General features: G+C 71.3%; 14 protein-coding genes. 9 read left to right on the forward strand and 5 right to left on the reverse strand.

Annotated features, from left to right (window positions below):
* The first annotated feature begins 91 nt into the window (after positions 1–91).
* Positions 92–577, forward strand: a complete 486-nt coding sequence (locus OG520_RS17955) for a hypothetical protein (RefSeq protein WP_406013832.1) — start codon at positions 92–94, stop codon at positions 575–577.
* A gap of 9 nt (positions 578–586) precedes the next feature.
* A complete protein-coding gene (locus OG520_RS17960; RefSeq protein WP_406013833.1) occupies positions 587–1,456 on the forward strand; it encodes a hypothetical protein in 870 nt (289 codons plus the stop codon).
* Positions 1,457–1,498: 42 nt separating this feature from the next.
* Here the strand turns inward: OG520_RS17960 and OG520_RS17965 are convergent, their stop codons facing one another.
* Together OG520_RS17965 and OG520_RS17970 are read right to left on the reverse strand one after the other, a co-directional pair.
* The gene (locus OG520_RS17965; RefSeq protein ID WP_399331198.1) at positions 1,499–1,756 is read right to left on the reverse strand and encodes a DUF3263 domain-containing protein; all 258 of its coding nucleotides are present in this window, start codon (positions 1,754–1,756) and stop codon (positions 1,499–1,501) included.
* A gap of 104 nt (positions 1,757–1,860) precedes the next feature.
* On the reverse strand, positions 1,861–3,147 hold the full coding sequence (locus tag OG520_RS17970) for an ABC transporter substrate-binding protein (RefSeq protein WP_399331196.1): 1,287 nt from the start codon (positions 3,145–3,147) through the stop codon (positions 1,861–1,863).
* A gap of 266 nt (positions 3,148–3,413) precedes the next feature.
* On the opposite strand from OG520_RS17970, the gene OG520_RS17975 reads away from it, so the two are divergent.
* The 5 genes from OG520_RS17975 to OG520_RS17995 all read left to right on the forward strand — a co-directional run bounded on the left by OG520_RS17975 (position 3,414) and on the right by OG520_RS17995 (position 8,597).
* Positions 3,414–4,322, forward strand: coding sequence for an SIS domain-containing protein (locus OG520_RS17975; protein ID WP_406013834.1), 909 nt, complete (start codon positions 3,414–3,416; stop codon positions 4,320–4,322).
* A 130-nt stretch (positions 4,323–4,452) separates the two neighbouring features.
* Positions 4,453–5,385 carry an ROK family protein gene (locus OG520_RS17980; RefSeq protein WP_406013835.1) on the forward strand — a complete coding sequence of 311 codons (933 nt, stop codon included), beginning with the start codon at positions 4,453–4,455 and terminating at the stop codon, positions 5,383–5,385.
* Positions 5,385–6,539, forward strand: coding sequence for an N-acetylglucosamine-6-phosphate deacetylase (nagA, locus tag OG520_RS17985; protein WP_406013836.1), 1,155 nt, complete (start codon positions 5,385–5,387; stop codon positions 6,537–6,539). Before OG520_RS17980 ends, nagA begins: the two co-directional genes overlap by 1 nt.
* 170 nt (positions 6,540–6,709) lie before the next feature.
* Positions 6,710–7,684 (forward strand): 1-phosphofructokinase family hexose kinase, encoded by a 975-nt coding sequence (locus OG520_RS17990; RefSeq protein WP_406013837.1) that lies wholly within the window; start codon positions 6,710–6,712, stop codon positions 7,682–7,684.
* A gap of 61 nt (positions 7,685–7,745) precedes the next feature.
* Positions 7,746–8,597 carry a ketose-bisphosphate aldolase gene (locus tag OG520_RS17995; protein WP_406013838.1) on the forward strand — a complete coding sequence of 284 codons (852 nt, stop codon included), beginning with the start codon at positions 7,746–7,748 and terminating at the stop codon, positions 8,595–8,597.
* A gap of 73 nt (positions 8,598–8,670) precedes the next feature.
* Here OG520_RS17995 and OG520_RS18000 read toward each other — a convergent pair whose 3' ends face one another.
* The gene (locus tag OG520_RS18000) at positions 8,671–9,621 is read right to left on the reverse strand and encodes a carbohydrate-binding protein (RefSeq protein ID WP_399331185.1); all 951 of its coding nucleotides are present in this window, start codon (positions 9,619–9,621) and stop codon (positions 8,671–8,673) included.
* Between the two features lie 152 nt (positions 9,622–9,773).
* Positions 9,774–11,417: a diguanylate cyclase CdgB gene (gene cdgB / locus OG520_RS18005; protein ID WP_399331183.1), complete on the reverse strand. Its 1,644-nt coding sequence runs from the start codon at positions 11,415–11,417 to the stop codon at positions 9,774–9,776.
* A 406-nt stretch (positions 11,418–11,823) separates the two neighbouring features.
* Between cdgB and OG520_RS18010 the strand changes: the two genes are divergently transcribed.
* A complete protein-coding gene (locus tag OG520_RS18010; RefSeq protein WP_406013839.1) occupies positions 11,824–12,330 on the forward strand; it encodes a flavin reductase family protein in 507 nt (168 codons plus the stop codon).
* Between the two features lie 34 nt (positions 12,331–12,364).
* Here the strand turns inward: OG520_RS18010 and arfB are convergent, their stop codons facing one another.
* Positions 12,365–12,799, reverse strand: a complete 435-nt coding sequence (gene arfB, locus OG520_RS18015; protein ID WP_266416089.1) for an alternative ribosome rescue aminoacyl-tRNA hydrolase ArfB — start codon at positions 12,797–12,799, stop codon at positions 12,365–12,367.
* Between the two features lie 183 nt (positions 12,800–12,982).
* On the opposite strand from arfB, the gene OG520_RS18020 reads away from it, so the two are divergent.
* Positions 12,983–13,558 carry a TerD family protein gene (locus OG520_RS18020; RefSeq protein ID WP_266416091.1) on the forward strand — a complete coding sequence of 192 codons (576 nt, stop codon included), beginning with the start codon at positions 12,983–12,985 and terminating at the stop codon, positions 13,556–13,558.
* Positions 13,559–13,784: the final 226 nt, after the last annotated feature.

The raw sequence follows: 13,784 nt of genomic DNA on the forward strand, positions 1-13,784 counted from the left end.
ACGAACGGTCCCGGCCTGGCGTGTGGTGCCCATGGGGTGCGGACAGTGATCAGGGCGACCAGTTCCCCCCCTCGATCGGGAGCGGCCCCTGATGCGCAGGCCTCTTGTCCTTTCCACGGTACTGGCGGCTCTCCTCGCGGGTGCCTCCCTCTCCCCCGCCCCGGCTCAGGCCCGGCCGGCCGGGCCTGAAGCCCGGCACGCGGCGGATGCCGGCCTCTTCTACACCAACGGCGACCACGTCCACGTCTCCAGTACGCCCCCGGCGACGGCGTCCGGACACGGCTGGTGGGTGCGGGTGAAGGGAGGGAAGCCCGGCGAGAAGGCCAAGGTCACCATCTGGCTCCAGGCGAAGGACCGGCACGGCAAGTGGAGGTCCGTGGCCAGTGGGTCGAAGAAGGTGAAGCCGACCAAGGGCAAGGCGAGCAGCACCCATCGGGCCAACGCCCGTAAGACGTGCGAGGGCCGGAAGAAGACACAGTGGCGGAGCCTGATCGACGTGGACGTCATCGGCGAGGCCGACTCCCCGGAGAAGGCCGTCACTGCCACGATGACCTTCAACTGCGGCGCGGGTGTATAGGGAGAGGCAATGGGTGATGCGGTGCGGGATGCGACCCTGCTCATGGGCGTGCACGGAGTCCTCACCCGGCATCCCTGGCTCACACCGCCCGAGGGCGCTTCGGCGTCCGGCCCGCCCGAGGACGGCTCGGAGTCCGGCGTGCCCGAGGGCACCTCGGATTCTGATTCCGACGTGGCCGAGGACGCCTCGGAGGCCGAAGACGTCGACGTCTTCGGCCTGGCGGTGAACCGGGCCGAGGCCTACGGGTGGAGCAGCACCCTGCTGGGCGCCGGCATGGAGCTCGGCGGAAGCCGGTGGGGGCACAACGACGCGGGGGAGGACTGGACGCAGGACGGACGTGTCCGGGAGCTCGGCTGGCTCCAGGTGGACGTGTCCTCGCGCCTGAACCGGCAGCGACTGCCCGTGCTGCCGGTGGCGACGGTCCTCGGCGATGTGCTGCGGCAGGTGGGCGACGTCCGGGTCACCGGAGTACACACCGTGGCGCCGGTGCATCTGGCGCCGGATCCCGCCGCGGCTCTGCTGTACGCCGCGCATTGGTACGAGCTGGCCGATCCGGGCGCGGCCAGGGACATCACCGTGACCGTGTCGGGCCGCGAGGCGGGGCTGCCGGGCCGGGGCGGGCGCGTCCGCGACGAGGCGCTGGCGTGCGCCTACGGCCGGATGGCCGTCGAGCCGGAGAGCACCGCCGTGAACCTCCCGGGTCTGTCCCGGTCGCCGACCGGGAAGGTGCAGACCGAAGGGATGCGCCGGGCCCTGGCCTTCCGCTGCCGGGTGCCGGTGTGGTCCCTGGACGCGGCGGCCTGGACCACGGAGGTCTTCGTCGAGGCGCTCCGTGCCACCGGCACCGCGGAGCCCGTCCTGATCACCGTCTCCTGCTGAGCGGGCGCCGGTCCCAGCGCCGCCCCGCCCCGTACTTCGGCCTCAGCGGCGCTCGCGTCTGGCGTCCCTCACCCGGCGCAGGCGGTTGACCGTCACCGGGTCCTCCGCCAGTGCGCGGCGGTCGTCGAGCAGGGCGTTGAGGAGCTGGTAGTAGCGGGTGGGCGAGATGCCCAGCTGTTCGCGGATCGCCCGCTCCTTCGCCCCGGGGCCGGACCACGACTGCCGTTCGACGGCGAGCACGGCACGGTCCCTGTCGGAGAGGCCGTCCGGGTCGTCGGGGCCATGCGTGGGGGCGGTCATATCAGCCAACATATCGCCCGTCCGAAGGGCCGCCACCCGCCAGGGATTACCGGACAGCCCGGTCGGTCTTAGGGCCTGTCCGGCGGATCATGGCCGGACAGGCCCTAGTCCGCTGCCGCCGCCGCGGCCGAATCGCGCGCGATCCGTCCCAGCACGCTCCCGGGGCTGCCGTTCGGCGCGACCGCCTTGCCGATGTTCTCCTTGATCGACTCGCTGGACCGGGCCCAGGACCTCTTGCCGTACGGGTAGAACTGCGAGTCCGGCAGCGCGGCCAGGAACTTCCACAGCGGCTTGTACCTGGCGTCGGACTCCATGGCCGCGGAGGCGCTGTCGGTGACCGGGAGGAGGTCGTACTCGTCGGCGAAGCCGATGACGTTCTTGTCGGTGAACAGATAGTCGAAGAACTTGCCCAGCTGCACACGGTGGCCGTGCTGCTTGAAGCCCATGATCCAGTCGGCCACGCCCAGCGAGTTCTTGCCGGGGCCGCCGCTGCCGGGCATCGGCACCATCCCGACGGAGACGCCCTTCCGCTCGGCCTCCTGCATCAGCGTCGGGTGGCCGTTCAGCATGCCGACCCGGCCGTCGGTGAACGCGTCGAACGCCTTCTGGCGGTCGAGCTTCCCCGGGGCGACGGGGCCGACGAGGCCCTTGTCGACCAGGTTCGCCTTCAGCCAGTCGAACGTCCTGACGTTCTCGGCCGAGTCGATCTCGTACGAGCCGCTGTCGTCGATGTAGCCGCCGCCCCCGCTGAGCAGCCACATCATGGTCTCGGCCTGGGGCTCCTCCGGACCGAGCGGCAGCGCGAAGGGGTAGGTCACGCCGCGCTGTCTGAGCACCGCCGCGTCGTCGCGGATGTCGTCCCAGGTCCGCGGGGCGTCGAGGCCCGCCTGCGCGAAGTACTTCTTGTTGTAGAAGAGCAGCCGGGTGCTGGCGACGAACGGCAGTCCGTACTGGGTGCGGTCCACGCTGCCCGCGTCGGCGAGGGACGGCAGGAAGTTGGCCTGGGTGCGGATGGACAGCATCTGGTCGGCCCGGTAGAGCTTTCCGGCCTTGGCGTAGTCGGCGTACGAGCCGATCTGGGCGATGTCGGGGGCCTGCCCCTTCTTCACCATCGTGGCGACCTCGCGGTCGATGTCCTTCCACGAATGGACGCTGACGTCGACCTTGATGCCGGGGTGGGTCGCCTCGAAGCCCTTGACGAGTCCGTCCCAGTACTTCTCGGAGCTGTTGGCGGGGCCGGTTCCGTAGTCGGCCGCGACGAGCTTGAGAGTGACCTCCCCCGAACCGCCGCTGCCGCCGCCGCAACCCGCCAGCGTCGCCGTCATGCCCAGCGCGGTCACGGCCGCGGTCAGTACCCGGTAGCGCAACTGCACAGCCCAGACCGTCCTCATCCATCGCGTCATCCGTGCCGGCCACGCCGTCGTGGGGCCTTCGAACGGGGTGCGATCTTCTCCCAGGCCGTCGCCGATGGTCTACACCAGAGCGGTATCGCTTTCGCAACGTAACCGGGCCGGTACCCGGCGCCGCGCCTGAGAGCATTGCCCCCGAACTGCGCCTACTGCTAAGTAGGTTCAGGTGCGGGTGCCGCCTGCCCCGCACCGCCGCTGTGCCGTACCGCCCGCACCGTTACGTTCCACGCCGCAAGGAGCCGTTCAGCATGTCGCGTACCGCATCAGAAATTGCCACCCAGCCCGGCTGCTGGCGGCGCGCCGCAGAGGCGGGGGCGGCGTTCGACGGGCTGCCGCGGCCGGGTGAGCGGGTCGCCGTCACCGGGTGCGGCACCTCCTGGTTCATGGCCATCGCGTACGCGGCGCTGCGCGAGGCGGCCGGGCAGGGCGAGACGGACGCTTACCCCTCCTCGGAGTTCCCGGCCGGGCGCCCGTACGACCGGGTGGTGGCGATCACCCGCTCCGGCACCACGACCGAGGTGCTGGAACTCCTCGGCGAGCTGCGCGGCAGGGTCGCCACCGTCGCGCTGACCGCCGACCCGGGGACGCCGGTGATGGACGCCGCCGACGCGGTGGCCGTACTGGACTGGGCGGACGAGGAGTCGGTCGTCCAGACCCGGTTCGCGACCACCGCGCTGGCCTTTCTGCGGGCCGGCCTGGAGGCGTCGGGTCCGCTTCCGGCCGGGGTGAAGACGGTCGCCGCCGCCGCGGTGGACGCGGAGCTCGCCGTGACGGAGCCGCTGGACGAGGCGGTGGTCTCGGCCGAGCAGTGGACGTTCCTGGGGCGCGGCTGGACGTACGGGCTGGCGCAGGAGGCCGGGCTGAAGATGCGCGAGGCGGCGGGCGCCTGGACGGAGTCGTACCCGGCGATGGAGTACCGCCACGGCCCGATCTCGATCACCGGACCGCACCGGGTGGCATGGGTGTTCGGCCGGCTGCCGGAGGGGCTCGCCGGCGATGTGGCGCGGGTGGGCGGAACGCTGGTCGCGCATGCCACGGCGGACCCGATGGCGGATCTGATCCGGGCGCAGCGGCTGGCGGTCGAGCTGGCGGAGTCGAAGGGGTACGACCCGGACCGCCCGCGCAACCTCTCGCGCAGCGTGATCCTTTCGCCCTGAGGTGTCCGGGGCGGCCCGGTTCCCGTGCCGCTCCCGTCCCGTGAATCCGTGGCCGCGATTTTGTATGGATCCGCAACAAACCGGGATAGTGGACTAGACCTTTTTGCCTCCTCGGGCGAAACTGTTTCCCGTGAAACACGTCATCGCCCTCGATGTGGGCGGCACCGGAATGAAGGCCGCACTGGTCGGGGCCGACGGCACCCTGCTGTACGAGGCGCGGCGGGCCACCGGCAGAGAGCGCGGCGCCGAAGCCGTCGTGGAGTCGATCCTCGACTTCGCCGCCGATCTGCGGGCGTACGGCGAGGAGCACCTCGGCGAGAGCGCCGTCGCGGCCGGCGTCGCCGTGCCCGGCATCGTCGACGCCGAGAACGGGATCGCGGTCTACGCCTCGAACCTGGGCTGGCGCGACGTACCCATGCGGCAACTGCTCGGCGAGCGGCTCGGCGGTGTCCCCGTCGCGCTCGGCCACGACGTACGCACCGGCGGGCTCGCCGAGGGCCGGATCGGCGCGGGCAAGGGCGCCGACCGCTTCCTGTTCGTCCCGCTGGGCACCGGCATCGCCGGGGCCATCGGCATCGCGGGCACGATCGAGGCGGGCGCGCACGGGTACGCGGGCGAGATCGGGCACATCGTGGTCCGGCCGGACGGACCCGACTGCGGCTGCGGACAGCGCGGCTGTCTGGAGACCCTGGCGTCCGCCGCCGCCGTCAGCCGCGCCTGGGCCGCCGCGTCCGGCGACCCGGAGGCGGACGCGGCGGACTGCGCGAAGGCCGTCGAGTCGGGCGACCCCGCGGCCGTACAGGTCTGGCAGAACGCCGTGGACGCGCTCGCCGCCGGGCTGGTCACCGCGCTGACGCTGCTCGACCCGCGCTCCCTCATCATCGGTGGCGGTCTCGCCGAGGCCGGGGAAACCTTGTTCACACCACTCCGTGCGGCCGTCGAGGAACGCGTCACGTTCCAGAAGCTGCCCCACATCGTCCCGGCGGCCCTCGGGGACACCGCCGGATGCCTGGGCGCAGGGCTGCTCGCCTGGGATCTTCTCTCCACGGAGGTATCCGCCTGATGGCCGGACGCGCAGACAGCACAGTTCTCGCAGGTGCCCGGGTGGTGCTTCCCACCGGGATCGTCGAGAACGGCCGGGTGATCGTCGAGGGCACCCGGATCGCCGGTGCCACGGCGGAGGGCGCACCGACTGTCGACCTGAGCGGCCACTGGGTGGTCCCCGGCTTCGTCGACATGCACAACCACGGCGGCGGCGGCGCGTCCTTCACCTCCGGCACCGTGGACGAGGTCCTCACCGGCATCCGCACCCACCGCGAGCACGGCACCACCACACTGGTCGCCTCCACGGTCACCGGCGAGATGGATTTCCTCGCCCACCGGGCCGGTGTCCTGTCCGAGCTGGTGGAGCAGGGCGACCTGGCCGGCATCCACTTCGAGGGGCCGTTCATCTCGCCGTGCCGCAAGGGCGCGCACAGCGAGGACCTGCTGCGCCACCCGGACCCGGCCGAGGTCCGCAAGCTGATGGACGCGGCGCGCGGCACCGCGAAGATGTTCACGCTCGCCACCGAACTGCCGGGCGGCATCGACTCGGTGCGGCTGCTCGCCGAGCACGGCGTGATCGCCGCGATCGGGCACACCGACGCCACGTACGAGCAGACCGTCGAGGCGATCGACGCGGGCGCCACCGTCGCCACGCACCTCTTCAACGCGATGCCGCCGCTCGCCCACCGCGAGCCCGGACCGATCGCCGCGCTGCTGGAGGACGAGCGGATCACCGTCGAGCTGATCAACGACGGCACGCATCTGCACCCCGCGGCCCTGGAGCTGGCCTACCACCACGCGGGCGCCCACCGCGTCGCGCTGATCACCGACGCCATGGACGCGGCCGGCTTCGGCGACGGCCTGTACCAGCTCGGCCCGCTCGCGGTCGAGGTCAAGGACGGCGTCGCGCGGCTGGTCGAGGGCAACTCGATCGCGGGCTCCACGCTCACCCTGGACACCGCGTTCCACCGGGCCGTGACCATCGACCGGATCCCGGTCGGCGATGTCGTGCAGTCCATCTCCGCCAATCCGGCCCGGCTGCTCGGTGTGTACGACCGGGTCGGCTCGCTGGAACCGGGCAAGGACGCGGACCTGGTGGTCCTGGACGAGGACTTCGCGCTCAAGGGCGTCATGCGCAAGGGCGAATGGATCAAAGCGCCCCAGATCGGCTGATCTGCCCCATTATTGACGGTGAGTCGAATACGTAACGAAGAGACGGCGGTTGGTCCCGAGGTCTGGGCCGACCGCCACCTTTTTGGCATGATCGCCTGGAAAACAGCCAGAGAAAGCGCATTCCGTCCACGGTTTCGCGCTTCGGAGCAGGGATCGAGGGAGCGGCCGCGGTGATCCTCACGGTCACACTGAATACGGCACTCGACCTGACGTACGGCGTCCCGGAACTCGTCCCGCACGCCAGCCACCGCGTCAGCGACATGTCCGAGCGACCCGGCGGCAAGGGACTCAACGTGGCCCGGGTGCTCTCCGCTCTCGGCCACGAAACAGTGGTCACCGGCTTCGCCGGAGGCTCCACCGGAGCCGTGCTCCGCGAGCTGCTGGCCGGCCTGCCGCCGCGGGAGACCGGTACGGACTTCCCCGCACCGATCGCCGCCGCGCCGATCACCGACGCTCTCGTCACCGTCGCCGGGAACACCCGCCGCACCATCGCCGTCGTCGACCGGGCCACCGGCGACACCACCCAGCTCAACGAACCCGGCCCGCTCGTCACCGCCGACGAGTGGACCGCCCTCCTCGGCCGGTACGAGGAGCTCCTCACCGGGGCCGACGCCGTCGCGCTCTGCGGCAGCCTGCCGCCCGGCATCCACGTCGGCGCCTACGCCGAACTGGTCCGGTCGGCCCGTGCCGCCGGTGTCCCCGTGCTCCTGGACACCAGCGGCGAACCGCTCCGCCGCGGCATCGCCGCCCGCCCCGATCTGATCAAGCCGAACGCCGACGAGCTCACCCAGCTCACCGGCTCCCGCGAACCGATGCGCGCCACCCGCGACGCCCGCCGCCGCGGCGCGCACGGAGTCATCGCCTCGCTGGGACCGGACGGCATGCTGGCGGTCACCCCCGACGGCAGCTGGCGGGCGGCGCCGCCCGCCAAGGTCCTGGGCAATCCGACCGGCGCGGGCGACTCCGCGGTGGCCGGGCTGCTGTCCGGCCTCGTCGAGGGGCTGAGCTGGCCGGACCGGCTGCGGCGGGCGGTGGCACTGTCGACGGCGACCGTGCTCTCCCCGACGGCCGGTGATTTCGACCGCGCGGCGTACGAGGAGCTGCTGCCGCGCGTCGGCATCGAGGAACACGCACCGGCGGCCTGAGAGGCCGCGCCCGTCCCGAACCCGCCCGATCGCGGTTCGAAAGAAGTAGCAAGAGGTCAGCATGCCGCTCGTCAGCACCGGTGAACTCGTCTCCGCCGCCCAGGCCGAGGGACGCGGGATCGCCGCCTTCAATGTCATCACGCTGGAGCACGCGGAGGCCATCGCGGCCGGCGCGGAGCGCGCCGGAGCACCCGCCATCCTCCAGATCTCCGAGAACGCCGTGAAGTTCCACGGCGGACGGCTCTCCGCCATCGCCGCCGCGGCCGCCGCCGTCGCCCGCACCTCGGGCGCCCCGCTCGCCCTCCACCTCGACCACGTCGAGTCCGTGGAGCTGCTGCACCAGGCGCACGCGGAGGGCTTCGGCTCCGTCATGTTCGACGCGTCCAAGCTGTCGTACGAGGAGAACGTGCGGGCCACGGCCGAGGCGGTGGCCTGGGGCCACGAGCGCGGCATCTGGATCGAGGCCGAGCTCGGCAAGGTCGGCGGCAAGGAGGGCGAGGCCCCGCTCGACGCCCACGCCCCCGGCGTCCGCACGGACCCGGCCGAGGCCGCCGCGTACGTCCGCGACACCGGGGTGGACGCGCTGGCCGTCGCGGTCGGCTCCTCGCACGCCATGACCGAGCGCACCGCCGCCCTGGACCACGAGCTGATCGGCCGGCTGCGCGAGGCCGTCCCGGTCCCGCTGGTGCTGCACGGCTCCAGCGGCGTCCCGGACGAGGAGATCCGCCAGGCCGTCGCCTCCTCCGGCATGGTCAAGATCAACGTGGGCACGGCCCTGAACACCGCGTTCACCGGCGCGGTACGGGCGTACCTGGCCGAGAACACCACGGGCGTCGACCCGAGGAAGTACATCGCCCCGGGGCGCGAGGCGATGGCGGGGACGGTGGCGGGGTTCCTGAGCCTGATGGGCTGAGCCGCTCCGCGCCCGGAAAACGATCCGGCCCCCTCGCCCGGAGGCGAGGGGGCCGGAGTGCGTCCAGGGATGGTCAGCGCTTCACGTGACCGGCCTTCAGCGACAGCTGATCCAGGTTGGCGTCGCACTGGTCACCCTCGTTGCACGAGATCGTGATCGTGTTCGGGCCCTTGTTGAGCTGCATCCAGGAGAACGTGGTCGTCCAGCCCTTCTCCAGATCGCCCTCAGGGGCCCCGGCGAAGTTCTCCATGCTGATGCTGCGGGGAGCCTCGGCGTTGACCGTCAGGGACGTCTTGGCATCCTTGCCCGGCACTCCGTAGGTCACGAACAGCGTGTACGGACCGGCCTTCGGCACCTCGACCGACCAGGTCGCCGACCGGCCGACCTCGTTGAGGTTGATGTACTGGCCGTTGGAGCTCTTGGCACCCTTGGTCGCGTTGTCCAGCTGGGCCGAGCCGCCGAGTTTCAGCGTCGCCGCGTCCTGCTTGGGGAGCTCGACCGGGGCCTCGGAGCTCGCGGACTCCTTGGGCTTCGGGGACTCCTCGACCTGGTCACCGGGGCCGGCGGAGGAGGTGGCCTCCTCCTTCTTCTTGTCCTTGTTGCCGTTGCCCGTGATCAGCGCGGCGCCGATGCCGATGAGCACGACCAGGACCACCGCGACGGCACCGATCAGCAGGCCCTTGGTGTTCGGGCCGCCCTTGCCGGGGCCGCCGGAACGGCCGCGGCCGCCCTGCTGCGGCACCTGCGCGGTGGGGGCGCCGGGGTACGTCTCCGGGGCGGCGTACTGCGCGTTCGGCTGGCCGTATGCCTGCTGCTGCGGCATCTGCTGGCCGTACTGACGCTCGCCGACGGTGCGGACCTGGTTGTACGAGGTCCGGGGCACGCCGGGCTGCGGGGCCGCCGGGGGGTAGCCGTAGCCGCCCTGCCGCGGCGGCTGGGCGCCCGCTGCCTGTCCGTCCTCGTACAGGTAGCCGAACGGATCGTCGTCCTCGGGCGTGTTTGCGCCGTTGTTCCCGGCCGTCATCCCTGGGTCACTCCTCACCATGTCGCCAGCCGTCGCCGAATAGTGCCAGCCGTGGCCGACCGGCCGAGCCTACCCCGAACGGCCCACACCAAGAATTGCCGTCGCCGGTACCGGAACGGCGGCGGAGCCCGGGAAAGGCGCCGCCGTGAACGTCAGCCTGCCCTGCGGTGAACCTTCGAGCGCGACCGCTTCTCCACGTACATCCGCTGGTCGGCGGAGCGCAGCACCTCTTCCGCGGTCATGCCGCAGGCGGCCCAGCCGATGCCGAAGCTCGCCCCCACCCGCACCGCCCTGCCGTCGACCCGAATCGGCGGAATGATGGCGTTACGCAGGCGTACGGCCAGGTCCGCGGCGTCCGCGTCGCCGAGTCCGTCGGCGAGGACGACGAATTCGTCACCCCCGAGCCGGGCCACGGTGTCGCCGTCGCGGACACAGGTGGTGAGCCGGCGGGCGACCTCGATCAGCACGGCGTCACCGGTGTGGTGGCCGAAGCGGTCGTTGATCGACTTGAAGCCGTCGAGGTCGCAGAAGAGGACCGCGAGCCCCTTCGCCCCGTCGTCGTGCTCGGTGTCGGGTGCGACGGCGTGCACATGGTGGTCGTGCGGGCCGCCGGGTGCCTGGTCCACCTCGTAGCCGTGCGTCCGCGCGTCCTGATCGTCGACGTCTCCGTAGGCCGCGTCCAGCGCCTCCACCGGGGTGGTGGCCGCCGCGTTCGGGCGCTCGCAGAGCCGGGCGCCCAGCCGGGAGCGCAGCTCGGCACTGTTGGGCAGGCCGGTGAGCGCGTCGTGCGAGGCACGGTGCGCGAGGTGCAGCTCGTGGCGCTTGCGCTCCTCTATGTCCTCGACGTGGGTGAGCAGGAAGCGGGGGCCGTCCGCGGTGTCGGCGACGACGGAGTTGCGCAGCGAGACCCAGAGGTAGGTGCCGTCCCGCCGCCCGAGGCGCAGCTCGGCGCGACCGCCCTCGGCGGAGGTGCGCAGCAGGGTGCCGATGTCCTCGGGGTGGACGAGGTCGGCGAAGGAGTAGCGGCGCAGCACGGACGCGGGACGGCCGAGCAGCCGGCACAGGGCGTCGTTGGTGCGCAGCAGCCGGCCGTGCTGGTCGCCGCCCATCTCGGCGATGGCCATGCCGCTGGGCGCGTACTCGAAGGCCTGGCGGAAAGACTCCTCGCTGGCCCGCAGCGCCTGCTGTTCCCGTTCGAGGCGGACCAGCGCCCGCTGCATGTTTGCTCTGAGCCGGGCGTTGCTGATCGCAATGGCCGCCTGCGACGCGTACATCTGGAGGGCCTCACGGCCCCAGGCGCCGGGGCGGCGGCCGTTGCGCGGGCGGTCCACGGAAATGACGCCCAGCAGATCGGGGCCGCCGCCGGAGGCGTACATAGGGGCGTAGAGGCGGTCCTGCGGGTGCCACTCGTCCTCGAAACGGGGATCCGGCCCGTCGGTGTGCCACTGCGGTACGTCGTCGTCGAGGAGGACCCAGCCGTCGGTGTGCGGTATGAAACGGAGCTCGTCCCAGGCCTGCCCCATCGTCAGCCGGCGCTCCCAGGAGGCACGCGAGCCGACCCGGCCGGTGATCAGGGCTTCCGCCGCGCTGTTGCCCGCGAAGGCGGCGACCACGAGATCGCCGTCGGGGCGGACCAGGTTCACGCAGGCCAGCTCGTAGCCGAGACCGGTGACGATTCCGTCGGCCACGGTCTGCAGTGTGTCGGCCAGGCTCCGCGCCGTGTTGAGATCGGCCACGGCCTGGTGCAGCTGCCGCATCGTCGCAAGACGGACGTACGGCTCCGACTCGGCCTCCATTGCTCGCACTCCCCGAGACCTCGACAGCACTCCAGGTTTCATATCGACGTACTTACTGCAGTGTCACGGCAACTGAATCACAGTGAGCTGTGCAGCCGGTACACAGGGTCAACAAATATTGCACTCTGTGACCCAAGTCACAACAGATGGTAAAGGGTTGTGAGTGGCGTACGGATCCGCTCCGTCCTTTTCTTGAACGCAAATCCGAACGCCGATCCGCGACGCCGATCCGCCACGCGGACCCCTGCGTCGCGGCGCCGCCGCATCCGCCACGGACCACGGGTCCTAGGACCCGGCTGGTCCCTTGGCCCGATGCGGAGGCACGCGCTCCGCGGCTAGCGTGCCCGATGTGCTGCAGACGACGACCCCCGCCCCGCGTTCCCGGCCCGTCCCCCATGCTGAGGGGGTGAGCAACGATGAGTTCCGAGGCGCCCTCGCCCGGCTGGCCGCCGGTGTCGTACTGATCACCGCCCAGGAGCCGCCGCTGGACGAGAACGGACGCGGCGAGGACGTCGGCATGACGGCGACCGCCTTCATGTCGGTGTCCCTGGACCCGCCACTGGTGATGGTCAGCCTGCGCAACGACTCCCGGATGGACGACCTGCTGTCGGAGCAGCCGCTGTGGGCGGTGTCCGTGCTCGCCGAGAGCCAGCGGCACATCGCCGGACGGTTCGCGATGAAGGGCCGGATCAGCGACCGGCTGCTGTTCGAGGACATCCCCTATGCACGGGGCGAGGTCACCGCCGCGCCGTTGATCGGCGGCGCGCTGGCCACGCTGGAGTGCCGTACCGAGCAGCGGGTCCTGGCGGGCGACCACACGCTGGTGATCGGGCGGGTGCTGAGCGCGGCCCTGCCCAGCGGGGACGGTTCGCCGCTGACGTACTTCCGGGGGCGCTACCGCCGACTGGGGTGAGGACGGCCGGGGACCGGGCGGGAGAACCGTCCCGTCACCAGTCGCGGCCGGAGCGGCCGCGCTTGGTATCGCCGCGCTGCTTCTTCTCGCGCAGCCGGCGTTCGTTGATGCCTCGTGGGATCCGCGTCTTGCGGCGCGGCCTCGGGGGTGGCGCCGTCGCCTCGGCGAGCAGGGAGGCGAGCCGGACGAGGGCCGTCTCGCGGTTGCGCCACTGGGAGCGGTGCTCCGAGGCGCGTACCGCGATCACCCCGCCGACGAGCCTGCTCTCCAGCCGCTGGAGCGCCCGCTCCTTCCACACCTCGGGGAGCGACTCGGTCGCCGCGAGGTCGAAGCGGAGCTCCACCTGGGAGTCGCTGGTGTTGACGTGCTGCCCCCCGGGTCCCGAGGACCGCGAGAAACGCCACATGAGCTCGGCCTCCGGCAGGGAGACCGAACCGCGGATGACATAGGGCCCGGACATGACACCCATGTTCCCCGCACCAGAGGGTGTTCGTCACCTTCTTTTGCCGTACCGGCCGGCCGCCCGGCCGGGGGACTTCGGTAAAGAAAGTAAAGGGATCAGGAACCTCCTGGTCCCTTGTCCGCGTTATGCCCTGTGACGGTAGCTTCGTGATGGCATGAAGCCCGCAATCGACGATGAAAGGGACTTCCCATGGCTGTAAGCCTGTCCAAGGGCGGCAACGTCTCCCTCACCAAGGAGGCCCCGGGCCTGACCGCCGTCACGGTCGGCCTCGGCTGGGACGTCCGCACCACCACCGGCACCGACTTCGACCTCGACGCCTCGGCGATCGCGGTCAACCCGGCCGGGAAGGTCGTCTCCGACGGCCACTTCGTCTTCTTCAACAACAAGTCGACGCCCGACCAGACCATTGTCCACACCGGTGACAACGTCACGGGCCAGGGCGAGGGCGACGACGAGCAGATCAACGTCAACCTGGCGGGCCTGCCGGCCGACGTCGACAAGATCGTCTTCCCGGTCTCGATCTACGACGCCGAGACCCGCAGCCAGAACTTCGGCCAGGTGCGCAACGCGTTCATCCGCATCATCAACCAGGCCGGCGGCGTCGAGATCGCCCGCTACGACCTGAGCGAGGACGCCGCCACCGAGACCGCCATGGTCTTCGGCGAGCTGTACCGCAACGGCGCGGAGTGGAAGTTCCGCGCGGTCGGCCAGGGTTACGCCTCCGGCCTGCGCGGCATCGCCCAGGACTTCGGCGTCAACCTCTGACGCACGGGCACGACCACGGAAGCCCCCGGCCGTTGCGGCCGGGGGCTTCCGCGTGCGCACGGCGCGAGGGTGTGCGCGGCCGAGGGTGTGCGCGGCCGGAGCACGCGCACCGCCGGAGCAGCGGCAGGGGCAGAGCACCCCGTATGTGGTGTCACCGGACATCTACGCCCAACTCCCGCCGATTAACGAACACATGTGTATTCCATTCGGACAAGAATTAGTCAAA

It is taken from the genome of Streptomyces sp. NBC_00984 (assembly GCF_045162475.1).
Lineage (GTDB): Bacteria > Actinomycetota > Actinomycetes > Streptomycetales > Streptomycetaceae > Streptomyces.